Below are 26,289 nucleotides of genomic sequence, written 5' to 3'. Positions count from 1 at the left end.
TCCCCCCGTTTCATCGTCAAATCGCCCACTACTCCCGGGCGCCGAGCCATGCTTGCAGCTCCGCCAGGGTAAAGGGCCAACCCAGTTCACGCCCGGCCTCGTCGCGCACCACCGGAATGCGCACCCGGTAGGCCTCGAGCCAGTCGGCGTCATCCAGGATGTCGCAGCGGCGGGTCCTGCCGGCAAGGCCGGCCTGCTCCACCAGCCCCCACGCCTGTTCGCACAGGTGACAACCGTCGGTGTGAAACAGGGTCAGCATCAGCCCTGGACCTCGGCATGGGTGATGATCCAGCAGTTGTGGATATGCTGGTTGCGCTCGAAATCCTTCGGCCGGGTCTTGCCGGTGATGTTCTGGGCCTTGAGACCGATGGCCTCGAGACCGGCCAGATCCATCTTGAAGTGGCGCTTGTTGTTGGAGAAGACCAGGGTGCCACCAGCAGCCAGCAGACGCTTGAGGTGCTGCATCAGCAACAGGTGATCGCGCTGCACGTCGAAGCTCTCGTCCATCCGCTTGGAGTTGGAGAAGGTGGGCGGATCGATGAAGATGAGGTCGTACTGCTCGTCCGCCTCGGAGAGCCACTTCAGGCAGTCCGCCTGCACGAACTTGTGTTCGCGGCCCACCAGCGAGTTGAGGCGCATGTTGTCCTGTGCCCAGTTCAGGTAGGTGCGCGACATGTCCACCGTGGTGGTTTCGCTGGCACCGCCCAGACCCGCGTGCACGGTGGCACTGCCGGTGTAGGCAAAGAGATTCAGGAAGCGCTTGCCACGGGCCATCTCGCCCAGCATGCGGCGAGTCTGGCGGTGGTCGAGGAACAGGCCGGTATCCAGATAGTCATAGAGATTGACCCACAGACGGGCACCGTACTCCTGCACCTCCATCCGGTGCTGCTCTTCGGAGAGCTTCTGGTACTGCTGTTTGCCTTCCTGACGCTCGCGCACCTTCAGGATCACCTTCTCGCCATCCATGCCGGTCACCTTGATGGCGGCCTGTACCATGTCGAGCAGGCGCTGACGAGTCTTCTGGGCGGGGATATCCTTGGGCGCCGCGTACTCCTGCACCACCAGGTAGTCCTGATAGCGGTCGATGGCGGCGTTGTACTCCGGCAGATCGGCGTCGTAGAGACGGTAGCAGTCGAGGTTCTCTTTCTTCGCCCACTTCTCGAGTGCCTTCAGATTCTTGCGCAGACGGTTGGCAAAGTCCTGCGCCACCTCTTTTTGGGAGGCCACGGAGTCCAGCGCGATCTGGTAGTTGCGCAGCTGACACTCGAGCGCCCCGTTGAACAGGCGATATTGCTTGTCGGCGCGCAGGCGCAGACAGCTCAAAAGCTCGGGGGAGGCAGAAAGGATCGAGACCTTCCAGCCCTGGAAGCTGCGACGCAGGGCATCGCCCAGGGCCTGGTGCACCTCCAGCAGCGCCGGGAACTCACCGAGACGCTCGCCATAGGGCGGGTTGGAAATGAGCATGCCGACCTGACGGGTCTCCCCTTCCGCCGCCATGGGCAGCGGGTTTTCCAGGGCGGTCGCGTCGGCCTGCTTGAAGGTGATGAGATGGGCCACGCCGGCGGCTTTGGCGTTGTCACGGGCTTTGAGCAGCACGCGGGAGTCGGCATCACAACCGAACAGCTTCACCTCGCAGCGCTGCATGCCGCGTTTGGCGCGCACTTGCGCCTCCATCATCAGGCTCTGCCACAGTTCGCTGTCATGTTGCAGCCAGCGATCGAAACCGAAGCGCTCGCGGCGCAGGGCCGGCGCCATATCGGCGGCGATAAAGGCCGCTTCAATCAGCAGGGTACCGGAACCGCACATGGGGTCCATCATGGGCTCGCCGGCCCAGCCGCTACGGGCAATCATGGCCGCGGCCAGGTTCTCTTTGAGCGGTGCCTCACCGGTGCCCTGACGATAGAAGCGCTGGTGCAGCGCAGGGCCTGACAAGTCCAGCGTGATATTGGCCTTGCCCTTGCCCAGATGGGCCATGATGCGAATGTCCGGGGATTTCTTGTCCACGTCCGGGCGCACGTGGCCGCGCTTGGTGAAGCGATCGACGATGGCGTCCTTGATCTTGAGCGCGCCGTACTGGGTGTTGCGAATGGAGGCGTTGGTACCGGTAAAATCCACCGCTATGGTGGCGGTGCCGGAGAAGTGCTCTTCCCAGGGAATGGTATGGGCGCCCAGATAGAGGTCCAGATCGTCGTTCATCTGGAACTCGGAGAGCACCAGCACGATGCGGGAGGCGAAACGGCTCCACAGACAGGCCTTGTAACCGATAGCCAGCTCGCCGCAGAAATGGACGCCGGCCACGGTCTCGCGGACCTGCTCTGCACCCAGATTGGTCAGCTCGACGGCCAACAGGTTTTCCAGCCCCTTGGGGCAGGTTGCAAAAAATTCTTTCATCACGCTCACGGGGAAGCCATAAAAATAGTGCCGCATTATACCTTAAGCGACGATCCGGAGCAGCAAAAGCTTGGGCATGTCGGCATAAAGAGCGCGCAGTTGACCCTGAGGCTGTGGTTGCGCCTGTGCAAGATGAAGGCCGGTAATGGTGACATTGATGACAAGCGAGTGACTCCGTAACGACATCACACGCAACGCCAATGCGAGTGATGGCACCAAAAGCAGCATCGGCTATTTTGCGAGCAAGTCTTGATCCGTTATCCGGATATATATTATTCCTCTCGCCCTATTCTAAATTGCCACATTTGACAGGAGTCAAACAAAACTCAAATCGCTATTATTCTTCACGACAGAGCAAGTCCTTTCTGTAAACCCCGTGCTTTGCCCTCCCGTTATCGTCCGTAAACGGGAGGGCTATTTTTTTACATCCCCTACCCACTTATGCCGACATTGCCCTGCCTGTCATATCTATCAGGTTTCAAGAGAAACTACAGGTTTTAGAATAGTCCCGTGTTGTTGATACAACAGCTTATTCCTCCTGTAGTGTGTGTTTGTCGCCCTCGCCTCAAATTGACGTGAGGGCATTTTTTCATACGAGCAGATAACCGAAGGGAATAATGGGGCTGGTCAGCATGAGGCTGGATTAAAAAGGGAGATACGTGATAGCGAACCATGACAGGATAGAAAACCAGTGCACCTCGCCAAGTTAACGCTCAACCAACTTGGCGATATTGCGTCTGAGCCGCGGGTCTTGAGCTCATGCGATTGTTCATCACCTTGATGACGCCAAACCGGGGCAGTGTCTTGCTGGTGGTCAATATCAGATCGTCGGTCAGGTTCAAACAGACACTGGCCTGATCGCCGGCTTCAATCACCAGAAACTCCCCCTTGCCATGAGGCGTCCCCATGCACACCAGTGCACCGGTTTCCGGAGTGATAACCGGATGGGTTTCGCCAAAGAACCAGCTTTGTGGCATCAAGGGTTTGTAAAAGCGGCTGACGGCGATGGCATTGAGGACCAGCTGCACCTGATGGGGCACGCTCCACTCCAGTTCTGCCACTCTGTCCATCAGCTGATAATAGAGCGCGGCATCATCCACACAAAACGGCTGGGTGGTGAAGGAGCTGGGCACCAATTGCCGCCCTTTATATTCGGTGGCAAATATCATGCGATCGGATAAATCCAGCATCAGACGATCGTCATGAGCATCATAATGCCACTGCCAATTGTCATTGGGTTGGATACACATGGCGGTGCCCTTACTGGAAGTCGTTACTCGACTTTATTCCATGTCGAGAATTTCAGCAACTTTAAATAAAGGGCACCGATTTATTTCTTATATATGGGTCACAATCTCTTTGACCAGATCCGGGCCTTTATAAATAAAACCGCTATAAATCTGGACCAGACTGGCACCCGCCGCCAGCTTCTCGCGGGCCGCCATGGCGCTGTCGATGCCGCCGACCCCGATAATGGGCAGCGCACCATCCAGCGCCTTGGCCAGCTGGCGGATCACCTCGGTGCTCTTGTGCTGCAGAGGGCGGCCGCTGAGCCCCCCCGCTTCACCGGCATGGGGCATGTCATAAATCATGTCGCGCTCGAGGGTGGTATTGGTGGCAATCACGCCATCGATGCCATTTTTTATCAAGGATGCGGCTACCTGATTAATTTCATCCGGGGTCAAATCCGGCGCAATTTTAACGGCCAGCGGTACGTACTTCTTATATTGCGCGGCCAGCTCCTGCTGACGAACCTTGAGGGCGGCCAACAGTTCATCCAGTGCCTCGCCATATTGCAGTGAACGCAGCCCAGGGGTATTGGGGGAAGAGATATTGACGGCAATATAACCGGCGTGGTCATACACCTTGTCCATGCAGATCAGATAATCATCCTTGCCCTGCTCGATGGGGGTGTCCTTGTTCTTGCCGATATTGATGCCGATCACCCCCTGATATTTGGCCTGCTTGACCTGAGCGACCAGGTGATCGACCCCTTTGTTGTTGAAGCCCATCCGGTTGATGATCCCCTCGGCCGGAATGACCCGGAACAGACGGGGTTTGTCATTGCCGCTCTGGGGTCTGGGGGTGACAGTACCGACCTCGATAAAACCGAACCCCATGGCCCCGAAGGCATCGATACACTCACCGTCCTTGTCGAGCCCGGCCGCCAGACCCACCGGATTGGCAAAAGAAAGCCCCATGACGGTGACGGGGCGTTTTGGCAGGGAGTGGCGGAAGAAACAATCGAGCGGTGTACCGAGAAGGCGGGGCAAATATTTGATGGAAAGATCGTGCGCCTGTTCCGGATTGAGCTTGAACAGGAAATGCCTGGCGAGAGGGTACAGCATGTTTGCTCCTTAAAAAAAGCCCCGGCAACTGGCCGGGGCTTTTGGGGTTATGCCGAGGTTCGGCAATTCAACTGGAGCAGGTTCAACTCTCGCAAGGCCACCGAGAACTTGGCGAACTCGTGAGTGCTGGTGGTCTTAAAGTCGGCCAACATGTGGGTCCAACGGGACAAGAGTTGCTCATGCTCCGAAATCCAGTCGGCCAGTATGGTAGCGCATTCTCCCTGATCTTTGCACCCTTCCAGTACCACGGAAGTGAGACTGCGTTGCTGCCAGTCCAGATCTTCGCGGAAGGAGGCCCGCGCCATCGCCTGCCAGTGGTTGCCCACCGGTTGATGATTGATCTGGTCGAGGAACCAGTGCAGATCCAGCTTGGCGCCGAGGCGATAGTAGACGTTGGCGGCGCGCAGGATGTCGGTCTTGTGCTCCGCGGCAATCTGCGCCAGATCCAGGCTGGAGAAGAGGCTGCTCATGTGGGCTACCTGACGGGCGATCGCTTCCGGCACCTGCTTGGCCACCAGGGCGGCGACCGCCTGCTGGTGCTCGGCTACTTCGCTCTCGTCCATCACCTCGTAGAGGTGCTGACCCAGCATCTCGAAGGCCGGACGGAAGAAGGCGATGTTCTCGCTGATGCTCCAGCTGCGGTTGCGGGCGCGCAGGAACCAGCGGGTGGCACGGCGCACGATGCGACGGCTGTAGAACATCAGTTCGAGCTGGGTCTGGGCATCCACCAGGTTGTCACACCCTTCGATGTCGCGCCACAGCTGGTTGAGGCCAAACACCTCGCGCGCCATGGCGAAGCAGCAGGCCACTTCCGCCACCGAGGCACCGGTCTCGTCCTTCATCCGGCTGGCGAAGTTGAGCCCCATGTCGTTGACCAGCATGTTGGCCACCCGGGTCGCGATGATCTCGCCGCGCAGCGGATGCTGGGCAAGCGCCGCCCCGAACTGCTGCTGCAGCTTGGCCGGGAAGCTGGTCACCAACATGTTGGCGAGGAAGGGCTCGTCGGTCACTTCCGGGCAGTTGAGCTGCTCTTTCAGCACCATCTTGCCGTAGGCCACCAGCACCGCCAGTTCGGGTCGGGTCAGCCCCTGCCCTGCCGCCATCCGCTCGGAGAGCTCTTCGTCGGAGGGCAGGAACTCGAGGCCGCGGTCCAGCTTGCCTTCGCGCTCCAGCCCCTGGATGAAGCGCTGCTGCTCCTTGAGCTGCTCGGCGCCGCGGAAACTGGTCACCGAGATGGACTGGGACTGGCGATAGGCGTTGGTGATGACAATCTGCGCCACATCGTCGGTCATCTCGTAGAGCATCTGGTTGCGCTGCTTGAGGGTCAGGTCACCGGCCGCCACCAGCTGGTTCAGCAGGATCTTGATGTTCACCTCGTTGTCGGAGCAATCCACGCCGCCCACGTTGTCGGTAAAATCGGTGTTGATGCGACCGCCCTGGCTGGCGTACTCCACCCGGCCCAGCTGGGTGAAGCCCAGGTTGCCGCCCTCACCCACGATGCGGGCCCGCAGATCTCGACCGTTGACCCGCAGCACATCGTTGCTGCGATCGCCCACTTCGGCATCGCTCTCGCGGGCACTCTTCACATAGGTGCCGATGCCGCCGTTCCACAGCAGATCGACGTTCAGGCAGAGCAGCGCCTTGATCAGCTCGTTCGGGGCCATGCTGGCCTTGTCGGTGCCGAGCAGGGTCTGCATCTCGGGGCTCAGCTTGATGGACTTGGCCGAGCGCAGGAAGATGCCGCCCCCTGCCGAGATCAGTTCCCGGTTGTAGTCATCCCAGCTTGAGCCGGGCAGCTCGAACAGGCGCTTGCGCTCGACGAAGCTCTTGGCCGCATTGGGGGTCGGGTCGATGAAGATGTGCATGTGGTTGAAGGCGCCCACCAGCTGGGTGTGCTCGGAGAGCAGCATGCCGTTGCCGAACACGTCGCCGGCCATGTCGCCAATCCCCACGCAGGTGAAGTCGGTGGTCTGGCAGTTGACGCCGATCTCGCGAAAATGCCGCTTGACCGATTCCCAGGCGCCACGGGCGGTGATGCCCATCTTCTTGTGGTCATAGCCGACCGAGCCGCCGGAGGCGAACGCGTCGCCCAGCCAGTGGCCGTATTCCAGGCTTATTTCGTTGGCGATGTCGGAGAAGGTCGCGGTGCCCTTGTCGGCGGCCACTACCAGGTAGTAATCATCCTCGTCGTGACGCACCACGGATTTCGGCGGGATCACCTCGCCGCCGATGATGTTGTCGGTCACATCGAGCAGGCCGCGAATAAACAGGCGATAGCAGGCCTTGCCCTCTTCCTGGATCACGGCACGGGGGGCCCCCGCCGGCATCTGTTTGCAGTAGAAGCCGCCCTTGGCTCCCACCGGCACGATGACGGTGTTCTTCACCTGCTGGGCTTTCACCAGACCCAGCACTTCGGTACGGAAGTCCTCCTTGCGATCGGACCAGCGCAGACCGCCACGAGCTACCTTGCCCCAGCGCAGGTGCACCCCTTCCACCCGCGGCGAGTAGACGAAGATCTCGAACTTCGGCAGCGGCAACGGCATGTCGGTGATGCTGGAGGGGGCCAGCTTGAAGGAGACGTAGGGCTTGATGTTGCCCGCCTTGTCCAGCTGGTAGTAGTTGGTGCGCAGGGTGGCGTCGATCATCTCCACATAGCGGCGGATGATACGATCGTCGTCCAGGTTGGCAACCTGATCGAGCTTGGCGGCGAGCTGCTCGTGCAGCTTGGCCTGTACCTTGGCGTCCTGCTTGCCGGCCGGATCCAGGCGCTGTTCGAACAGGGTGAACAGCAGCTGGGCGATATCCGGGTAGCGGGTCAGGGTCTCTTCGATATAGGACTGGCTGAAGGAGACGCCAGTCTGACGCATGTATTTGGCATAGGCGCGCAGCACGGATACCTGACGACCGGTGAGGCCGGCGCCCAGCACCAGCCGGTTGAAGCCGTCATCTTCCAGCTGCTTGTTCCAGATGGCCGCAAAAGCCTGCTGGAAGCGCTGCTGACTCTGCTCCAGATCAAACGGCTGCTCCCCATGCAGCAGCATGGAAAAGTCGAGGATCCAGAAGATGTCGCCCGCCGGGGTGCGCACCTGATAAGGGGTCTCACCGATGACCCGCAGCCCCATGTTTTCCAGCATGGGCAAGACGTCGGAGAGGTGGATGGGTTCGGTGCGGTGGAACAGTTTGAGGCGGACCCGCCGATCGTTCTCTTCCTCCTGGGCGCGGTAGAACAGCATGCCGAGCGGGTTGGCTTCGCTCAGGTTGTCCAGCTCCATGATGTCGGCCACGGCGGAACCCGGCAGCACGTCTTCCTTGTAGGCACGGGGGAAGGCGGTGCTGAAACGGCGGCGCAGTTCGTTGCCGCGGGCTTCACCGTAGTGAGAGAGCAGCACGGAGTCCAGACGGTCATCCCAGCTGCGGGCCGCTTCAATCAGGTTGTTCTGTACTTCGTTCACATCCACATCCACGTTGTTGTTGTTGACCCGCACTATGTAGTGGGTCCGAGCCAGCACGCCCTCGGTGAAGTAGACGTTGAACTCCACCTCTTCGCTGCTGCCAAAATACTTCTGCAGGATCTGCTGGGTCTTGACCCGCAGCGCCGTGTTGTAGCGCTCCTTGGTGACATAGACCATGCAGGAGAAGAAGCGGCCGTAGACGTCGCGGCGCACGAACAGGCGCAGCATGTCGCGCTCCTGCATCTCCAGCACCCCGAGACCGGTGGCCAGCAGCTCCTCTTCGCGAGCCTGGATCAGCTCATCGCGTGGGTAGGTTTCCAGTACGTTCAGCAGCGCCTTGTATGCATGGGAACCCTTCTCGTGACCGGAGGCGGCCATGATGCGCTCGAGGCGGTGGCTGATGAGGGGGATCTGGGTCGCGCTGGTGTTGTAGATGGAGGAGGCATACAGACCGATGAAGCGATCTTCGCCGATCACTTTGCCGTGCTCGTCGAAGCGCTTGATGCCGATGTAGTCCACATAGGCCGGGCGATGTACCCGTGATTTGCTGTTGGACTTGGTGAGGATCAGCAAGGAGGAGCTCAGGGCTGCGTGACGGGCACTGGCCGGCATGGTGCCCAGGCGCTGCCCCTCATCCTTGATGGAGTTTTTCATCAGCCCCAGGCTCGAATCCGGTTGCGGCAGGATCTCGTGATCCCCCTCCACCGCCTTGACGTCGTAGCGGCGATAGCCCATCAGGGTGAAGTTGTGAGCGGCCACCCATTTGAGGAAGGCGACGCAGGAGTCTACCTCGGCCTTGCTGACCGGGTGTTTGCGTTTGGGCAGCTCGTCGATGATCTCGTTCAGGCGTGCCAGCATGGGCTGCCAGTCACCGACCGCCAGGGCCACTTCACCGGCGACGGAGTTGAGCTCGGCGGTCAGCCCTTCCATCTGCTCCTCGCTGGTGAGGTGATCGATTTCGATGAGGAAGGCAGTCTCGACAGAGGTCTGTTCGGCCGTGTTGTCCAGATCCAGAATGGCGCTGATCTTGCCTTCACTGCCGCGAATGAGGTGCAGCGGCTGGTGCAGCATCATGTGCGCCGTGATGCCCCGGCGCTTGAGCGCCATGCGGATGGAATCCACCAGGAAGGGGGAGTCCTGCAGGATGATTTCGACGATGGTATGGGGAGACTGCCAGCCGTGGCGGGTCAGCTCGGGATTGTAGACCCGGATATAGGGCTCTGTGCTGGTGCGCTGGTTGAGCGCATTCCACAGGCTGAGCGCGGCGCCATAGAGATCGCTGTCATTGCGATCGTGCAGATCGGTGCTCGCCATGTTGCCGTAGAACTTGGCGACGAAGCACTCGACCAGGGAGGCACTCTTCTTGGGCAACTTCTGATGGATCAGGCTGAGAACGTTTTCGAGCAGAACTGAGGTAGGGGCGTCTTTCAATGCCATTTCTATATTCCTTATCGGACGACATTAACCACCGACACAGAGACATCCACCCTGGATGCCCACCGGTACAGAGTTGCTGCGAAGTGTAATGTCTTGGATCAAGGAAGGCGAGCAAAGGTGATAATGAGTTGTTAAAAACAAGGGGCAGATCACGCCTTAAGCTGTGAAAAATTTTGCCGTTCTGGCAAAAAACAGAAAATCCCACTGGATGGTTACGGATTTACCGGATAGATAGTGACTGAAAGCAGTGAATTACGCGGAAATATGTTCAAGTTTTGTTAATTTATGCGTTCAAGGCTGATAAAGCGATAATCGTCCTGGGTTTTGAGGCGAAAGTAGCCATGTACCCCGCTGATGGCGACGAAGGGCCGGATTTTCTCAATGCCCAGTTCCAGGGTCAGCCCCTGCTCGCTGCGCACCACCAGCCGTTTGGCATGGCCCTGGTACATCAGCATGACCTCGTCATGACTCAATGAGAGGCGAAAGGTAAACTGCTTCACGATGACTCCTCTGGTCGTGGTTGAAGACTCACGGTAAAAGGGCGGGAGATGACTCCCCCGCCCGCTCGTGCTTACTGCTGCAGCGCCTTGCTCACCTTCTCGAACAGATCCCGCGCCAGCCCCTCGAGGTTGGCCAAACGGGTCAGCTCGGTGCGGATCAACGCCTTGCGCCCCTCATCGAGCCGCTTGAACTGGATGAGCGGAGTGATGAGGCGGGAGGCCACCTGCGGATTGACCTCGTTGAGCTCGATCAGCAGATCGGTCAGGAAGCGGTAGCCGCGACCATCGCGCGCATGGAACTGCACCTGGTTGTTCATGGCAAAGCTGCCCACCAGCGCCCGCAGCCGGTTCGGGTTGCGAATGCTGAAGGTGGGGTGCGCCATCGCCTGCTTCACCTCTTCCAGCACGTCTTCCGCCGGCTTGGCACCCACCAGCCGCAGCCAGTTGTCCAGCACCAGTCCGTCCTTGGCCCACTTACCTTCGAAATCGGCCAAGAGCTCGGCGCGGCACGGCAGCAGATGGCTGTTGGCCACCTGCAGCGCCGCCAGGGTGTCGGTCATGTTGTCGGCAGCCGCATATTGCTGGCGCACCAGCAGATCGGCGCTGCCGGCATCGAGGGCCGCCAGATAGCCCAGCACGACCCCCTTGAGCGCCCGCTTGGCCATGTCGGCGTGCACCACCTGATAAGCCGGCAGGCGCAAACTCTCGTAGCAGGCCACCAGACGGGCCCCGAAGGCCTGGGCCAGCGAGGTCTGGATCTCGTTGCGCACCTGATGGATGGCATCGATGTCGGCCACCTCGAACAGCTCGGCCAGGGTCGCCTCACCCGGCAGCGCCAGGATCTCCGCCTTGAGGGCGGGGTCGAGCCCCTCGTCGTCAAGGATGGTGACAAAGGCCGCCAGCAGAGTCCGGGAGACATCAACCCCCTGCCCTTGCTGAGTCCGGGCCACGCCGTCGATGACCGCCTTGTTGATCAGCATCTGCGCCGCATCCCAACGGGCAAACTCGTTGCGGGCATGGCGCATCAGGAAGGCCAATGCCTCGTCGCTGTAGTCAAAATGCAGTTTGACCGGCGCCGAGAAGTCCCGCAGCAGGGAGGGCACCGGCTTGACCGGCACCCGATCGAAGGTGAAGGTCTGCTGTGCTTCCAGCACGTCGAGGACGTTGCCGATGTCCTTGCCCTGGTACTGCAGCGGGATGACGGCCCCCTGCTCATCATAGAGTTCGATGTCGAGGGGGATATGCAGCGGCAGTTTCTGCGGCTGATCCTGGGTCGGCGGGGTGTGCTGGCTCACGTGCAGGCGATAGACGCCGCTGTCGGCATCGTACTCGTCGGTCACGGTGAGTTCGGGGGTACCGGACTGGCTGTACCAGCGGCGGAAGCGGCCGAGATCCACCCCGGAGGCATCCTCCATCGCCTGCACGAAGTCATCGCAGGTGACCGCCTGACCGTCAAAGCGCTCGAAATAGAGGCGCATGCCCGCCTGGAAGGCCTCCTCACCCAGCAGGGTGTGCAGCATGCGGATCACTTCCGAGCCCTTCTCGTAGACGGTCAGGGTGTAGAAGTTGTTCATCTCGATCACCACATCCGGGCGGATGGGGTGTGCCATGGGGCCGGCATCCTCAGCAAACTGCGGGCCGCGCACGGTGCGCACGTTGTTGATGCGATTGACCCCGCGCGAACCCAGATCGGAGGAGAACTCCTGATCCCGGAACACCGTCAACCCCTCTTTCAGGCTGAGCTGGAACCAGTCACGGCAAGTGACGCGGTTGCCGGTCCAGTTGTGGAAGTATTCGTGGCCGATCACCCGCTCGATGCCGTGGTAGTCGCTGTCGGTGGCAGTAGCCGGGTTGGCCAGCACGAACTTGGAGTTGAAGATGTTGAGCCCCTTGTTCTCCATGGCGCCCATGTTGAAGAAGTCCACCGCCACGATCATGTAGATGTCGAGGTCATACTCGAGGCCGAAGCGCTGCTCGTCCCAGCGCATGGAGTTGATGAGGCTCTCCATGGCGAAACCGGCTCTGTCCAGGTTGCCCTTGTCGACGAAGATCTCGAGGGCTACCTTGCGGCCGCTCTTGGTGGTGTAGTGGCTGCGCTCCACATCGAAGTCCCCGGCCACCAGCGCAAACAGGTAACTCGGTTTGGGGAAAGGATCCTGCCACTGCACGAAGTGGCGACCGTCACCCAGATCGCCGCTGTCGACCTTGTTGCCGTTGGAGAGCAGGAAAGGATACTTGGCCTTGTCGGCGGTGATGCGGGTGCTGTAGCGGGCCAGGATGTCGGGCCTGTCCATGTAATAGGTGATGCGTCGGAACCCTTCCGCCTCGCACTGGGTGCAGTAGGCATCGCCGGATTTGTAGAGCCCTTCCAGCGCGGTGTTGGCGGCCGGGTTGATGTCGGTGACTATGGTCAGCACGCATTCTGCCGGCAGGTTGAACAGGGTCAGGCTGCTCTCGCCCTGCTCATACTGGCTAAAGGCAACCCCGTCCACACTGATGGCGTGCAGGACCAGCCCTTCGCCATCCAGCACCAGCGGTTCATTGTGGTCGCCATTGCGCCGCAAGCGGGAGATGGCGGTGACCCGGGTCTGCGGCTCCTGCAGTTGAAAGTCGAGATCGATGCTGTCGCACCAGTAGAGCGGAGCCTGGTAATCCTGGCGATATTTGGCCGTCATGGCCTGGGAGTGATCGGTCATTATTGTTTGCTTCCACGCTTGTTATTGACGTGTCAGAGGCTGTCATAACCGGTTGGCAGGGTCAAATAGTTTGCATTCAGGCAAAGGAAAGGGCGACCTCAGTCGCCCTTGTTGATTAATTGGCTGTCCCTGTTCAGCCGCGTTTGCTGAGCTTGGCCAGATCCGCCGTGATGTTGGCAGCCTCGACCAGATACTCGTCGGGAGCCTCAAAATCGGCAGGCAGATCGTCCAGGCTCTTCACCGTCGGCTTGCCCAGGCGAGTCAGGCGTTCGTTGGCGCGCTTGAGCGCCTTCTCGTCCTGCTTGGCCTGATCCGCCAGACGCTCCGCCTCGTTCAAGGAGACCGACTTCTTGTCTTTCTCCTCCTTGTACTCGGCGATGTCCTGCATCACGTAGGCAAACTCCGGATCCTTGTTGATCCGCGCCTCGTGGGCCGCCTGCAGCTTGGGCAGCAAGCTGGCAAAGTTGCCGAGCTTGTCGTACTTGGCTGACGCTATCTTGTCCCACGGCAGGGCGTTGAACTCGCGGCTCTCGCCCGTCTCTTCCGGTGCCACCGCGGTGGGGAAGCTGATGTCCGGGGCGACGCCCTTGTTCTGGGTGCTGCCACCGTTGATCCGGTAGAACTTGGCAATGGTGTACTGCACGTGACCCAGCGGCTGCTCGTAGAAGTCATAGACCTTGGCGAGGCTGCGATGCTGTTGCACCGTGCCCTTGCCGAACGAGTTCTCGCCGAGGATCAGGGCACGGCCGTAATCCTGCATGGCGGCAGCGAAGATCTCGGAGGCCGAGGCGCTGTAGCGGTCGATCATCACCGACATGGGGCCGCCGTAGTAGACGTTGCCGTCGTCATCACCATTGACGGTGATGCGGCCCATGTGATCCCGGATCTGCACCACCGGTCCGCTCGCGAAGAACAGGCCGCTCAGGGCAGAGGCCTCGGTCAGCGCACCGCCGCCGTTGCCGCGCAGATCGACGATCAGACCCTCGATCTTCTGCTTGTTGAGGCTGGAGAGCTCCTTGATCACGTCGTCGTGCAGGTTGACGTAGAAGCTCGGGATCTCGAGCACGCCGATCTTCTTGCCCTCGGCTGTGATCACCTTGGACTTGGCGGCCCTGTCTTCCAGGCGCACCTTGTCACGCACCAGCTCGATCTGCTCGGTCTTGGCGCTGGCGCCCTTGCCGCGCTGGATCTCCAGCTTCACCTTGCTGCCCTTGGGTCCCTTGATGAGCTCGACCACGTCATCGAGACGCCAGCCGATCACGTCGACAATCTTGCCGTCGTCCTGCCCTACCCCGACGATCTTGTCGTCCGGTTTCAGGTGGTTGGACTTGGCGGCCGGGCCACCGGGCACCAGGGAGCGAATGACGGTGAAGTCATCTTCGGCCTGCAGCACGGCCCCAATCCCCTCCAGCGAGAGGTTCATCTCGGTGTTGAAACGATCGGCGCTACGCGGAGACAGATAGCTGGTGTGCGGCTCGATGGCGCGAGCGAAGGAGTTCATGAAGAGCTGGAATACATCCTCGCTCTCGGTCTGGGACATCCGCTTGATGGCGTTGTTGTAACGCTTGCCGAGCAGCTCCTTGATCTCAGGCCACTCCTTGCCGCTGAGCTTGAGGCTCAGGGCATCGAACTTGACCCGCTGGCGCCACAACTCGTTGAGTTCGGCCTCGTCTTTCGGCCAGGCCGCCCCTTCCCGATCAAACACGTAATTGTCGGGCTGGGTAAAATCGAAAGGAGTATCGAGCAGTTTGAGGGCGTATTCGAACCGCTCATAACGCCGCTGCTGACTCAGGTTGAACATCTCGTAGGCCGGCGCCAGCCGCCCTCTTTCGAGGTCGGTGTCAAAGCCGGTACGGTACTTTTCAAAACGGCTGATGTCAGAGGCCAGAAACAGGTTGCGGCTGTAATCCAGATTCTCCAGATACTTGTCAAAGATCACGGAGGAAAAGGCATCGTCCAGCTTGAACTGCTTGTAATGCGAGCGGGTAAACAGATTGGCAATTCGCTTGCTAGCCGTAGCATGTTGGCTCTCCTGAGCCAACACAGGCAAATCACTTTCCTTGAGCACCGGCTCGATGGCCTGTGCAAGCCCGGCAAGCGCCAGGCTACAGGCAACGAGGGAAAAACGAATTACGCCATGCTTCAACATTTGTCTCCTTAGAGAACCAGGTGCTCGAATTTGACCCGCAGCATCATGCCGGTCTGCAATTGAACCTGAACGTCATCCTTGGTCACTTCCTTGATGGTGGCCGGTACCGGCGACTTGCCCAGCACCACGCGCACGCCCTGCTCTACTTTCAGGGTAGCGGCATCCACCTTGACCAACGGGGCCTCGTCAGCAACCGGAACAGCCTTGGGAGCGGCTTTCGGCTTGCTGGACTTGGTGGCGGCATCGGCCTTGCGCGGAGCAGGACGACGCGGCTGCTTGGCCTTCTCTTCTTTATTGTTGGTACGACGACTGGCAAAGACGCGCTCTTTGCTCTCCTTCAGGGCTTGCTTGGCGTGCTCGATGTGCTCTTCGGTGAGCAGCTCGCCCGGGTTGCCGTCCAGATCGACACGGGCCTGGCCAGCCTTGAGGCCATGCAGGTAACGCCAGCTGGAGGTGTATTGACGCAGAGCGGAGCGCAGCATGGTCTTGGAGACTCTGGCGTCGTCAGCAAGACGCTCGGCCAAATCCTGGAAGATGCCAATCTTGAGCGGCTTGGCCTCTCCTTCAGCGATGAAGCAGGCCGGGAATTTCTCGACCAGGTAGGCAACGATCTCTTTACTGTTCTTCAGCTTCTCAGTGTTTTCCATGTATAACCTTGGCTTTCATATAAACGCGCGGGCACGCCCGAGCACAACAAAGGCCCCATTATAGAGAGCTTGGGGCCTTTTGCGAACCATCAAGCAATGACTTAGAGCATGCTTTCCAAAATTTGCACCGTTTCTTCGAGGCCAATCCGGTCCTGCTCGTCAAAGCGGTTAAAGATTGGACTATCGATATCCAGTACGCCAATGATCTCGCCACGCCGGCGCAGCGGGATCACGATTTCGGCATTGCTGGCACCGTCGCAGGCGATATGCCCCTCAAATTGATGCACGTCGTCGATGAGCTGGGTCTTGCCCTCGGCCACCGCCGTGCCGCATACCCCGCGCCCGACCGGAATGCGTACGCAGGCCGGCTTGCCCTGGAACGGGCCGAGCACCAGGGTCTCCCCCTGCAACAGGTAAAAGCCGACCCAGTTGATGTCGGTCAGCTCCTGATTGAGCAGGGCGGACAGGTTGGCCAGGTTGGCGATGAGATCCGGCTCTCCCTCCAGCAATGCCTGGGCCTGCTGGTTGAGCGTGCGATAAAATGCTTGTTTTTCAATCATGATTAAATGAACTTCACTCCCTGACAATCAGTGCAAGGTAACGCCCTGCCTGAAAAATTCAAATCAATTTTCACCTTGCCCCCTCCTTTTGCACCTCAGGAAGAGGCCCTCAGCGAGCGACGGAGAGCGCCAGTTGCTGGCGCTGGCCATTGCTCCACTCGATATTGAGCAGCCAGACCATCATCGGCGAGGTGCAGGATCCCACTAGGGTCGTCCCTTGCCAGCCCTGGGCTGTGGCCTCAAAAGTGACCGGAATGGTCCCCATGAACATGTCCCGCCCCTCCAGCCACGCCTTCACCGGCGTGACGGCCGGATCGCCGCCCTGAAGCTGTATCACGAAGTCACGTTCGGCCTGGACCGGCAGCGAGGCGATGCGAGCGGTCAGCGGCTTATTCCCCACCTGCAGGGGGCATGAGCTGTGGGACAGATCACAAATCTGATCTTTTTCCGAGCTTGCCATCGCCGTCTGCGCACCATCGAACCAGGTTCGATAGGCAACCAAACCGAGCAAAATAGTCAACACGATCGCCAAATGGATAATTTTGCGTGAAGTGAGTCTCTCTTTCATGAAAAAACAACCTTGTAAGATGTCTGAAAAATGACATTTTCGTGATCTCGCGCAAGGTAAATAATTGAACAGGCGAGACCCAACGGAGCCAAATATATCACTGTTTATACTGTTATTTTACCTGTCAGTTCAGTATCATTCCCATTGAATTTTCATTTAGCTACTTTTTGCTTTTCCTTTTATTAACAGTTGTTAACAAGAGAAAAGGCAGTAGCCAATGAAGTCGGTCCACCTCACTGGACACAAAATCAAACAACAGCAGCATCGGAAGCGGAATACAACGATGAGCCATACAACTAACCATCCTGAGTACAACTACACCGTTGTTCGCCAGTTCACCGTCATGACGATTGTCTGGGGAATTGTCGGCATGTCGGTTGGCGTACTGATTGCAGCCCAGTTGATCTGGCCTGCCCTCAACTTTGATACTCCCTGGCTGACTTACAGTCGCCTTCGCCCTCTGCACACCAACGCGGTCATCTTCGCATTTGGCTGTAGCGCCCTGATGGCGACCTCCTTCTATGTGGTGCAACGCACCTGTCAAACCCGACTGTTTGGTGGCCCGCTGGCGACCTTCGTGTTCTGGGGCTGGCAGGCCATCATCCTTTCTGCCGCAATTTCGCTGCCGCTGGGATACACCACCTCCAAGGAGTACGCAGAGCTGGAATGGCCGATTGATATCGCCATCACCATCGTCTGGGTCGCCTATGCCGTGGTCTTCTTCGGCACCCTGGTCAAGCGCACCACCTCCCACATCTATGTGGCGAACTGGTTCTTCGGTGCCTTCATCATCACGGTGGCCGTGCTGCACATCGTCAACAACATGGAAGTGCCGCTTTCGGGCATGAAGTCCTACTCCATGTACTCCGGCGCCATGGATGCCATGGTGCAGTGGTGGTATGGCCACAACGCGGTAGGCTTCCTGCTGACTGCCGGCTTCCTCGGCATGATGTACTACTTCGTACCGAAACAGGCGGGTCGTCCGGTCTACTCCTACCGTCTCTCCATCGTTCACTTCTGGGCGCTGATCTCCCTCTACATCTGGGCCGGTCCGCACCACCTGCACTATACCGCCCTGCCTGACTGGGCACAGTCCCTCGGCATGGTAATGTCCCTGATCCTGTTCGTCCCCTCTTGGGGCGGCATGATCAACGGCATCATGACCCTCTCCGGTGCCTGGCACAAACTGCGTTACGACCCCATCCTGCGCTTCCTGATCGTGTCCCTGTCGTTCTACGGCATGTCCACCTTCGAAGGCCCCATGATGGCGATCAAGACCGTCAACGCCCTCTCCCACTACACCGACTGGACAATCGGTCACGTCCACTCCGGCGCGCTGGGCTGGGTTGCCATGGTCTCCATCGGTGCCGTGTATCACCTGATCCCGAACCTGTTCGGCCAGGGCCGCATGTACAGCATCAAGCTCATCAACGTCCACTTCTGGCTGGCAACCGTGGGTACCGTGCTCTACATCGTCGCCATGTGGATTTCCGGTGTGATGCAGGGTCTGATGTGGCGTGCGGTCAACGACGACGGCACCCTGACCTACAGCTTCGTAGAAGCGCTGCAGGCCTCTTATCCCTTCTACTTCGTGCGCTTCCTGGGTGGCTGCTTCTTTGTCACCGGCATGTTGCTGATGGCCTACAACGCCTATCGCACCATCACTGCGCCCAAAGGTTCCCTGGAACCTGTCGCACAGCCAGCATGATTGAAGAGGTCAAAGCATGAGCAACAATAACCGTCACGAGATCTTTGAAAAGAGCGTTCCCATGCTGGTGGTCGGCATCATATTTGCCATCAGCCTGGGGGGCCTGGTGGAAATCACCCCGCTGTTCTTCCAGAAGCAGACCACTGAGCCGGTCGAGGGCCTCAAGCCCTACACCGCCCTGCAAATGGAAGGGCGCGACATCTTCATCCGCGAAGGCTGCACCGTCTGCCACAGCCAGATGATCCGTCCGTTCCGCGCCGAAACCGAGCGTTACGGCCACTACTCGGTCGCCGGTGAGAGCGTCTGGGAGCACCCCTTCCTGTGGGGCTCCAAGCGTACCGGTCCGGATCTGGCCCGGGTTGGCGGTCGTTATTCCGACGACTGGCACCGTGCCCACCTGATCAACCCGCGCGACGTAGTGCCCGAGTCCAACATGCCCGCCTTCCCCTGGCTCGACACCAACGTGTTGACCGGTGAGCTGACCGGCAAGAAGCTGGCCCTGTTCCGCGATCACTTCGGCGTACCCTACACGGATGCCGACATTCAGGGGGCCGGTGAGGCCGTGAAGGGCAAGACCGAGCTGGATGCGCTGGTAGCCTATCTGCAATCACTGGGTCATGCCCTGAAATAAAGGAGTCAGGATATGGATTACGGCACTTTTCGCGGCCTGTATACCCTGCTGTTGATGGCCATCATGATCGGCATCATCGTCTGGGCCTACAGCAAACGCCGCAAGACCTCCTTCGACGAGGCTGCCAATCTGGTATTTGCCGACGACGAGCAACCCAGTGCTGATAACAAGAACGCAGGAGCGAAACAATAATGAGCACTTTGTTTAGCATTTTTGTGACCGTCATCAGTCTGGGGACCATCCTCGGCTGCTTCTTGCTGCTGGTATGGTGCCTGCGCGACAAGATGGGCGTGGAAGAAGGCAAGTCCATGGGACACGCCTTCGACGGTATCGAAGAGATCAACAACCCGCTGCCGAAGTGGTGGACCTACATGTTCCTCTTCTTCATCGTCACCGGTCTGGTCTATCTGATTGCCTTCCCGGGCCTTGGCAACTTCAAGGGCGTACTGGGCTGGCAGAGCTCCAACCAGGACGTACGCTCGCTGGCCGAGTCCAAGGCTGCGGCGGCCTCCGCCAAGGCTGAAGGGCGCGCGGTGGAGTACGATCGCGAGCTCGTCAAGGCTGACGAGATCTACGGCGCCAAGTTCCGTGAGCTGGCCTATCAGGCCGATGGCAAGACCTATCGCGCCATCGAGGAGATCGCCGCCGATCCGGAAGCCCGCAAGGTGGGTCAGCGTCTGTTCCTGCAGAACTGCTCTCAGTGCCACGGCTCCGATGCCCGCGGCGGTCGCGGTTTCCCGAACCTGACCGACAGCGAATGGCAATGGGGCGGCGCGCCCGACCAGATCAAGACCACCATCATGGGCGGTCGTCAGGGCGTGATGGCTGCCTGGGGCGAGATCCTCGGCAAGGACGGGGTCCGCGAAGTGGCCTCCTACGTGCTGAGCCTCTCCGGTCGCAAGGTGGACATGGTGGAAGCCAAGAAGGGTGAAGCACGCTTCACCATCTGTGCCGCCTGCCACGGTCCGGACGCCAAGGGCGGCATCGCCTTCGGGGCACCGGATCTCACCAACAACACCTGGCTCTACGGCGGTTCCCGTCAGGTGGTCGAGCAGACCATCACCCACGGTCGTCACGGCGTGATGCCGGCCTGGAAGGATATTCTGGGTGAAGACAAGGTGCACCTGCTCGCCTCCTACGTTTACAGCTTGTCCCACAACGACCAGCAAAATAAGCAGTAACATGTGATAAACACGTGATTACTCAGCAAAAAGCCTCGACTCTTCGAGGCTTTTTGTTATCTTGTGTTGACTGAAATTCCTCTGTTTCGTTAACCACTGGTTTCACGGTAGTAGCACTATGTCCCAACCCTGGTATCGCCAGTTCTGGCCCTGGTTCATCATCGCCCTCCCGACCGCCGCCGTGATCGGCAGCATCAGCACGGCGATCATCGCCAGCAAGGATGGCGTCAACCTGGTGGCTGAAGACTATTACAAGCAAGGCAAAGAGATTAATCAGGATCTCAGCAAGTTTGATCGCGCCGACGCCCTCAACATCCACATCGCGCTGGAGGTCAACGGCAACGAGCTGACCCTCAAACCGCTGTCAGGGGATATCCCGGCCGGCCAGGCGCTCTACCTCTCCCTGTTTCACCCCACCCTAGCCGGCATGGACAGCGAGCACATGGTGACCGCCGACGGCAACGGCGTCTATCGCCTGCTGCTCGACAAGCCCCTCACCGGCAAGTGGCACGTGCGGGTGGATGCCTTCAACCACGAATGGCGGCTGCAAGAGACTGTCCAGCTCCCCACCAAGGCCCCCGTCGAACTCGATCCCAAAGGGCGCTGAGTCATGACTGGCCCGCTTCATCCTGACCTGCCGGCCCCGATCGGCGGTCACCGCTTTTCATCCGCAGACCCGGTGGTCTGCGACAATCTGCCATGACTGGCTGCTTTCACTGTGGTGAGCCGGTCCCCGCCGGCAGCCGCTATGCCCTCGAGATAAAAGGCATAGTCCAACCCATGTGCTGCCCCGGTTGTCAGGCGGTAGCGGAAACCATTCTCGAATGCGGCCTGGCCAGCTACTACGAGCACCGCACCGCCCCCGGCACCAAGGGCGAGCTGGTGCCCGAGGAGCTCGCCGCCCTCACCCACTACGATCTGGCCGAAGTGCAGCAGGATTTTGTCACCGACAGCGCCACCGGCAGCCACAAGGTGCGCGAGATCCAGCTGACGGTGGAAGGCTTGACCTGCGCCGCCTGTGCCTGGCTCATCGAACGCCATCTGGGCAACCTGACCGGGCTACACTACATCAACGTCAACACCACTACCCACCGGGCCCGCATCAAGTGGGATCCGGACCGGCTCTCGTTGAGCGACATCCTCAAGGGCTTTGCCAAGATTGGCTATCGCGCCTACCCCTTCCAGACTCACCAGCAGGAAGCGCTCTACGCCAAAGAGGTGCGCAGCTACATGTTCCGGCTGGCACTGGCGGGGCTCGGCTCCATGCAGGTGATGATGTGCGCGGTGGCGCTCTACATGGACCTCTTCATCAGTGTCGAAGAGGAGTTCATGGTCTACTTCAAGTGGATAAGTCTGCTGCTCTCCACCCCCATCATGATCTACTCGGCCCAGCCCTTCTACGTGGGCGCCTGGCGCAGCCTCAAACAGGGGCACCTCTCCATGGACGTGTCGGTGTCGCTGGCACTGGTCGGTGCCTTCGTCGCCTCCATGTGGGCCACCGTGTTCAACACCGGCGAGGTCTATTACGACTCCATCACCATGTTCGTCTTCTTCCTGCTGCTGGGGCGTTTCCTCGAGCTGCGGGCCAGACGCAAGGCCTCCGAGTCGAGCTCCAACCTGGCACGGCTGGTGCCCATCATGGCCACCCGGCTCGATGAGGATGGCGAACACGAGGTGGCCGCCAAGACGCTGCAGGTAGGCGATCGGGTGCGAGTGCTGGCGGGGGCCACCCTGCCGGCGGATGGCATCATCCTGCTTGGGCAGGCCAGCCTCAACGAATCCATGCTGACCGGCGAACAGCTGCCACTGCTCAAACAGACGGGGGATCCCGTCTATGCCGGCACCATCAACACCGACGCCCCCCTCGAGATCCGGGTCAGCCATCGCATCGAAGAGTCGCGCCTGGCCCAGATCATGCGGCTGCAGGATCACGCGCTGGACGACAAACCGGCCATCGCCCAGATGGCGGACGTGCTCTCCCGCCACTTCATTCTGGTGCTGCTGTTCATCGCCGCTGGCGTCTGGACCTTCTGGCACGTCCATCAGCCGGAGCAGGCCTTCTGGGTCACCCTGGCGGTGCTGGTGGCGACCTGCCCCTGCGCCCTGTCGCTGGCCACCCCCACCGCGCTCACCTCGGCCACCGCCCGCCTGACCCGTGTCGGCATCCTGCTGCGCCGCGGCCACGTGCTGGACGTGCTGACCCGGGCCACCCGCATCGTGATGGACAAGACAGGCACCCTGACCACGGGCAACATCAGCCTGACCAGCACGGAGGCCCTGGCCAATCTCGACGAGGCGCGCTGCCTTGCCATCGCCCGCTCCCTGGAGGCCTATTCCGAACACCCCATCGCCCGCGCCTTTCGCAGCAACGCCGCAGAGGACGCCGTGCTGCTGGCGGCCAGCAAGGTGACCCCCGTCATCGGACACGGTATCGAAGGGGTGATCGACGGTCGCCACTATCGCCTCGGCAGTGCCCGCTGGCTCGGCATCAGCGATGCCCACGAAACGCAGACGGACGGGCTGGTCATCTACCTGGCCGACGAGGATCGGACGCTCGCCCGTTTCCTGCTGACCGACACCCTGCGCCCCGATGCGAAGACGCTGATCCAGGCCTTCAAGGCGGCCGGCCTCAAGACCACCATCCTCACCGGCGACAGCTCGGCCCAGGCCGACGAGGTGGCCCGCGAGCTGGGGGTCGACGAGCTGGTCAAGGGCGTCACGCCGGATGGCAAGCTGGCCTACCTCAAGGAGCACGAGGTCCGCGGGGACATCAGCATCATGGTGGGAGATGGCATCAACGACGCCCCTGTGCTGGCCGGCGCCCACGCCTCCTTCGCCATGGCCGGCGGCACCGATCTGGCCAAGAACAGCGCCGATGCCATCTTGCTGGCCGACGATCTCTCCCGCCTGCTGGATGCCCGCGCCCTGGCGCTGCGCACCCGCAAGATCATCAAGGAGAACTTCGCCTGGTCCATCGGCTACAACCTGCTGGTGCTGCCGCTGGCGGCGAGCGGCTGGCTGCCCCCCTATGTGGCGGCGGCGGGCATGTCGCTCAGCTCCCTCATCGTGGTCACCAACTCCATGCGGCTCAACCGCTGAGCCGTGACCACAGGGACAGACAGGGTGAAGGGAGCGAGCCTTGCTCCCTTCACCATCAAATCGACGGGTCTGCGGCCACCAACGGGTGTACCATGACCCCTCTTATTGCAAGGTTTGCTGCATGAACATCATCTTCGTCCTCATCCCCATCGCCATCCTCTTCGTCATCATCGCCGGCGCCGTCTTCTTCTGGGCCATTCGCTCCGAGCAGTTTGAAGATCTCGACCGCCAGGGCTCCAACATCCTGTTCGATGAAGAGCAACCCGCCCCCAAACACACCGAGCACGAGCACAAAGATGACGGCCACCCTTGATCTGCTGGGCGCCCTGCTGGTGGGACTGGCTGGCGCCGGCCACTGCATCGGCATGTGCGGCGGCGTCTCCGCCGCCCTCTCCATGGCCATTCCTGCCGAGAAGCAGCACTTCTGGGGCCGGCTCGGTTACCTGCTCAACTACAACCTCGGTCGGATCCTGAGCTATGTGATTGCCGGCGCCCTGGTCGGGGGCTTGCTCGCCACCACCAGCGAGCTCGGCGCGGGCAAGCACGCCATCGCCGGCCTGCGGCTGGTGGCGGCCTTCCTGATGATTGCCCTCGGGCTCTATCTCGCCGGCTGGTGGCAGGGGGTGTTGCTGCTCGAGCGCATGGGCGCCAGGTTGTGGCCCCGCCTCAAGCCGCTGGCGGGCAGGTTCATCCCCTTCACCTCGGCCTGGCAGGCACTGCCGTTTGGCATGGTGTGGGGCTGGCTCCCCTGCGGGCTGGTCTACTCCATGCTGACCTGGAGCGCGGCGGCGGGATCGGCCGCTGGCGGCGCGCTGATCATGCTCTTTTTCGGCCTCGGCACCCTGCCGACCCTGTTTGCGCTGGGGGGGCTGGCGGATCGGCTGCGCTACTGGCTGACCCTGCGCAGTTTGCGCCTTGGCGGGGCCCTGCTGCTCATCGCATACGGGCTGCATACCCTCTGGATCGGGATTGCATCCTTTTGAAACCCTATCCAAAACGGATGAGTTGATGGTAAACTTGTTTGATATAAATCAATTATTCGTATGAGCCTATGATCCCGGAAAAGAAACCTGGCAGACGTATTCAGAGCGGTGGCTGTGCAATTCATTGCCAGGATTGCAGCATCAGCCAGCTCTGCATTCCCTTCACTCTGAACGACAACGAGCTCGATCAGCTGGACAGCATCATCGAGCGCAAGAAGCCAATCCAGAAGGGTGAAGAGTTGTTCAAGGCCGGCGACGAGCTCAAATCGCTCTATGCCATCCGCTCCGGGACCATCAAGTCATACACCATCACCGAACAGGGTGACGAGCAGATCACCGCCTTCCACCTGGCTGGCGATCTGGTCGGCTTTGACGCCATCCACAAACAGGCGCACCCCTCCTTCGCCCAGGCGCTGGAAACAGCCATGGTGTGCGAGATCCCGTTCGACGTGCTTGACGATCTCTCCGGCAAGATGCCGAAGCTCCGCCAGCAGATCATGCGGCTGATGAGCAACGAGATCATGGGCGACCAGGAAATGATCCTGCTGCTCTCCAAGAAGAATGCCGAAGAGCGCCTTGCCGCCTTCCTGCACAACCTGTCGGTGCGCTTCTCCGAGCGCGGTTTCTCCGCCAAGGAGTTCCGCCTCTCCATGACCCGCGGCGACATCGGCAACTACCTCGGCCTCACCGTCGAGACCATCAGCCGTCTGCTGGGCCGCTTCCAGAAGTCCGGCCTCATCAGCGTCAAGGGCAAGTACATTACCGTGCTGGATCACGTCGCCCTCGGCGTCATGGCCGGTGCAACCCGTCCCCCCTGCGGTTAAGCTTCCTCTATCCGGTGCCGGATCGGTTTACCCCGAAATTTGATCCGGCACACGTCCCCCCTTCTCCTCCTGAGCTAAGCTGTAATGGCTAAAGGTCTGCCATCATTGGTATTTTTGCCAAGGAGGAGGAGAACATGGTCAAGTACCGAAAAATCCTGGTGGTCATCAACCCGGAAGAAGAGCGGCAAATCGCCCTCGAACGTGCGGTCAAGGTCGCCGAGCTGGATGAAGGGGCGCAGCTGACCCTGTTACTCACCATTTACGACTTCTCGTATGAAATGACCGCCATGCTGTCGGTGGACGAGCGGGAAGAGATGCGCCACGGAGTCATTTCCCAGCGCCGTGAGTGGCTCGACGACATACTCAAACCCTACCGTGCCCGTGGGCTGGACTGCGAGATCAAGGTGGTCTGGCACAACCGTCCCTTCGAATGCATCATTCAGGAAGTGCTGGAACAGCGCCACGATCTGGTGGTCAAGGCGACTCACCACCACTCCTTCCTGCAAACCTTCATCTTCACCCCCACCGACTGGCATCTGCTGCGCAAATGCCCCTGCCCCGTGCTGCTGGTGAAAGAAGGTCATTGGCAACGGGGTGGCAACATCATCGCCGCCATCAATTGCTCCAGCGACGATCAGGATCAGAAACTGCTCAACGAGCGGATCACCGAAGAGGGGATCGCCATCGCCGAGCTGCTCGGCTCCAACCTCTATCTGGTCAACACCTACCCGGGCACCCCGGTCAACGTGGCCATCGAGCTGCCGGAGTTTGACCCCAACGCCTACAACGACGCCATTCGCAAACACCACGAGAGCCTGCTGCTGAGCCACGCCGACAAATACGGCATCGGCCATCTCTGGACCCGGGTGGCGGAAGGCCTGCCCGAAGAGGTGCTGCCCGATCTCGCCGGCGAGCTGCAGGCTACCCTGATGATCATGGGGTGCGTCGGTCGCACCGGGCTCTCCGCCGCCCTGCTTGGCAACACCGCCGAACACGTGGTGGATCGCCTCGCCTGCGACATGCTGATCCTCAAGCCCGCCGACTACAGCTGCCCGGTCGATAGCCGCCGTCCAGCATAAGCCTTTCTTGCCCTCCCCCGGGACATGGCTATAATA

General features: G+C 60.3%; 21 protein-coding genes. 10 read left to right on the top strand and 11 right to left on the bottom strand.

Going from position 1 to position 26,289, the window contains the following annotated elements; all coding sequences use genetic code 11:
- Positions 1 to 28: 28 nt before the first annotated feature.
- The 11 genes from AB5Y95_RS06000 to AB5Y95_RS05950 form a co-directional block, all read right to left on the bottom strand.
- Positions 29 to 259, bottom strand: coding sequence for a glutaredoxin family protein (locus tag AB5Y95_RS06000; RefSeq protein WP_010634011.1), 231 nt, complete (start codon positions 257 to 259; stop codon positions 29 to 31).
- Entirely contained in the window at positions 259 to 2,427 is a 2,169-nt protein-coding gene (rlmKL, locus tag AB5Y95_RS05995; protein ID WP_162513009.1) for a bifunctional 23S rRNA (guanine(2069)-N(7))-methyltransferase RlmK/23S rRNA (guanine(2445)-N(2))-methyltransferase RlmL, read from the bottom strand. Before rlmKL ends, AB5Y95_RS06000 begins: the two co-directional genes overlap by 1 nt.
- A gap of 677 nt (positions 2,428 to 3,104) precedes the next feature.
- The gene (locus AB5Y95_RS05990; protein ID WP_368159999.1) at positions 3,105 to 3,641 is read right to left on the bottom strand and encodes a cell division protein ZapC; all 537 of its coding nucleotides are present in this window, start codon (positions 3,639 to 3,641) and stop codon (positions 3,105 to 3,107) included.
- Positions 3,642 to 3,728: 87 nt separating this feature from the next.
- Positions 3,729 to 4,739 (bottom strand): quinone-dependent dihydroorotate dehydrogenase, encoded by a 1,011-nt coding sequence (pyrD, locus tag AB5Y95_RS05985; protein ID WP_024941803.1) that lies wholly within the window; start codon positions 4,737 to 4,739, stop codon positions 3,729 to 3,731.
- A 47-nt stretch (positions 4,740 to 4,786) separates the two neighbouring features.
- Positions 4,787 to 9,628 carry an NAD-glutamate dehydrogenase gene (locus tag AB5Y95_RS05980; RefSeq protein ID WP_368159997.1) on the bottom strand — a complete coding sequence of 1,614 codons (4,842 nt, stop codon included), beginning with the start codon at positions 9,626 to 9,628 and terminating at the stop codon, positions 4,787 to 4,789.
- A 278-nt stretch (positions 9,629 to 9,906) separates the two neighbouring features.
- Positions 9,907 to 10,128 (bottom strand): DUF2835 domain-containing protein, encoded by a 222-nt coding sequence (locus tag AB5Y95_RS05975; protein WP_005300804.1) that lies wholly within the window; start codon positions 10,126 to 10,128, stop codon positions 9,907 to 9,909.
- Positions 10,129 to 10,199: 71 nt separating this feature from the next.
- Positions 10,200 to 12,824: an aminopeptidase N gene (pepN, locus tag AB5Y95_RS05970; RefSeq protein WP_368159995.1), complete on the bottom strand. Its 2,625-nt coding sequence runs from the start codon at positions 12,822 to 12,824 to the stop codon at positions 10,200 to 10,202.
- A 133-nt stretch (positions 12,825 to 12,957) separates the two neighbouring features.
- Complete coding sequence (gene prc / locus AB5Y95_RS05965; protein ID WP_017780109.1) at positions 12,958 to 14,973, bottom strand: carboxy terminal-processing peptidase; 2,016 nt, start codon at positions 14,971 to 14,973, stop codon at positions 12,958 to 12,960.
- Positions 14,974 to 14,981: 8 nt separating this feature from the next.
- Positions 14,982 to 15,620, bottom strand: coding sequence for an RNA chaperone ProQ (gene proQ / locus AB5Y95_RS05960; protein ID WP_368159992.1), 639 nt, complete (start codon positions 15,618 to 15,620; stop codon positions 14,982 to 14,984).
- Positions 15,621 to 15,721: 101 nt separating this feature from the next.
- Positions 15,722 to 16,180, bottom strand: coding sequence for a GAF domain-containing protein (locus AB5Y95_RS05955; protein ID WP_005300791.1), 459 nt, complete (start codon positions 16,178 to 16,180; stop codon positions 15,722 to 15,724).
- A gap of 109 nt (positions 16,181 to 16,289) precedes the next feature.
- Positions 16,290 to 16,748 (bottom strand): hypothetical protein, encoded by a 459-nt coding sequence (locus AB5Y95_RS05950; protein ID WP_019838735.1) that lies wholly within the window; start codon positions 16,746 to 16,748, stop codon positions 16,290 to 16,292.
- A 283-nt stretch (positions 16,749 to 17,031) separates the two neighbouring features.
- Here AB5Y95_RS05950 and ccoN point away from each other — a divergent pair, with 283 nt between their 5' ends.
- The 10 genes from ccoN to uspE all read left to right on the top strand — a co-directional run bounded on the left by ccoN (position 17,032) and on the right by uspE (position 26,253).
- The gene (ccoN, locus tag AB5Y95_RS05945; protein WP_005300785.1) at positions 17,032 to 18,456 is read left to right on the top strand and encodes a cytochrome-c oxidase, cbb3-type subunit I; all 1,425 of its coding nucleotides are present in this window, start codon (positions 17,032 to 17,034) and stop codon (positions 18,454 to 18,456) included.
- Positions 18,457 to 18,472: 16 nt separating this feature from the next.
- Positions 18,473 to 19,087, top strand: coding sequence for a cytochrome-c oxidase, cbb3-type subunit II (gene ccoO / locus AB5Y95_RS05940; RefSeq protein ID WP_005300783.1), 615 nt, complete (start codon positions 18,473 to 18,475; stop codon positions 19,085 to 19,087).
- A gap of 12 nt (positions 19,088 to 19,099) precedes the next feature.
- The gene (locus AB5Y95_RS05935; protein ID WP_005300779.1) at positions 19,100 to 19,279 is read left to right on the top strand and encodes a CcoQ/FixQ family Cbb3-type cytochrome c oxidase assembly chaperone; all 180 of its coding nucleotides are present in this window, start codon (positions 19,100 to 19,102) and stop codon (positions 19,277 to 19,279) included.
- Complete coding sequence (gene ccoP / locus AB5Y95_RS05930; RefSeq protein ID WP_005300777.1) at positions 19,279 to 20,268, top strand: cytochrome-c oxidase, cbb3-type subunit III; 990 nt, start codon at positions 19,279 to 19,281, stop codon at positions 20,266 to 20,268. The genes AB5Y95_RS05935 and ccoP overlap by 1 nt, the downstream gene beginning before the upstream one ends.
- 118 nt (positions 20,269 to 20,386) lie before the next feature.
- Positions 20,387 to 20,875, top strand: coding sequence for a FixH family protein (locus AB5Y95_RS05925; protein WP_010634020.1), 489 nt, complete (start codon positions 20,387 to 20,389; stop codon positions 20,873 to 20,875).
- Between the two features lie 92 nt (positions 20,876 to 20,967).
- Positions 20,968 to 23,367 carry a heavy metal translocating P-type ATPase gene (locus AB5Y95_RS05920; protein WP_368159988.1) on the top strand — a complete coding sequence of 800 codons (2,400 nt, stop codon included), beginning with the start codon at positions 20,968 to 20,970 and terminating at the stop codon, positions 23,365 to 23,367.
- 121 nt (positions 23,368 to 23,488) lie between these two features.
- Positions 23,489 to 23,680, top strand: a complete 192-nt coding sequence (ccoS, locus tag AB5Y95_RS05915) for a cbb3-type cytochrome oxidase assembly protein CcoS (RefSeq protein ID WP_095592792.1) — start codon at positions 23,489 to 23,491, stop codon at positions 23,678 to 23,680.
- Entirely contained in the window at positions 23,664 to 24,350 is a 687-nt protein-coding gene (locus AB5Y95_RS05910) for a sulfite exporter TauE/SafE family protein (protein ID WP_010634023.1), read from the top strand. The genes ccoS and AB5Y95_RS05910 overlap by 17 nt, the downstream gene beginning before the upstream one ends.
- Before the next feature lie 68 nt (positions 24,351 to 24,418).
- Positions 24,419 to 25,174 (top strand): FNR family transcription factor, encoded by a 756-nt coding sequence (locus tag AB5Y95_RS05905; protein ID WP_005300768.1) that lies wholly within the window; start codon positions 24,419 to 24,421, stop codon positions 25,172 to 25,174.
- 134 nt (positions 25,175 to 25,308) lie between these two features.
- Entirely contained in the window at positions 25,309 to 26,253 is a 945-nt protein-coding gene (uspE, locus tag AB5Y95_RS05900; protein WP_017764530.1) for a universal stress protein UspE, read from the top strand.
- Positions 26,254 to 26,289: the final 36 nt, after the last annotated feature.

The sequence above is a fragment of the Aeromonas sp. R5-3 genome (assembly GCF_040908225.1).
GTDB classification, from domain to species: Bacteria; Pseudomonadota; Gammaproteobacteria; order Enterobacterales; family Aeromonadaceae; genus Aeromonas; species Aeromonas dhakensis.
Note: the sequence above shows the minus strand (reverse complement) of the source record. Positions and strands in the feature narration are given on the sequence as shown.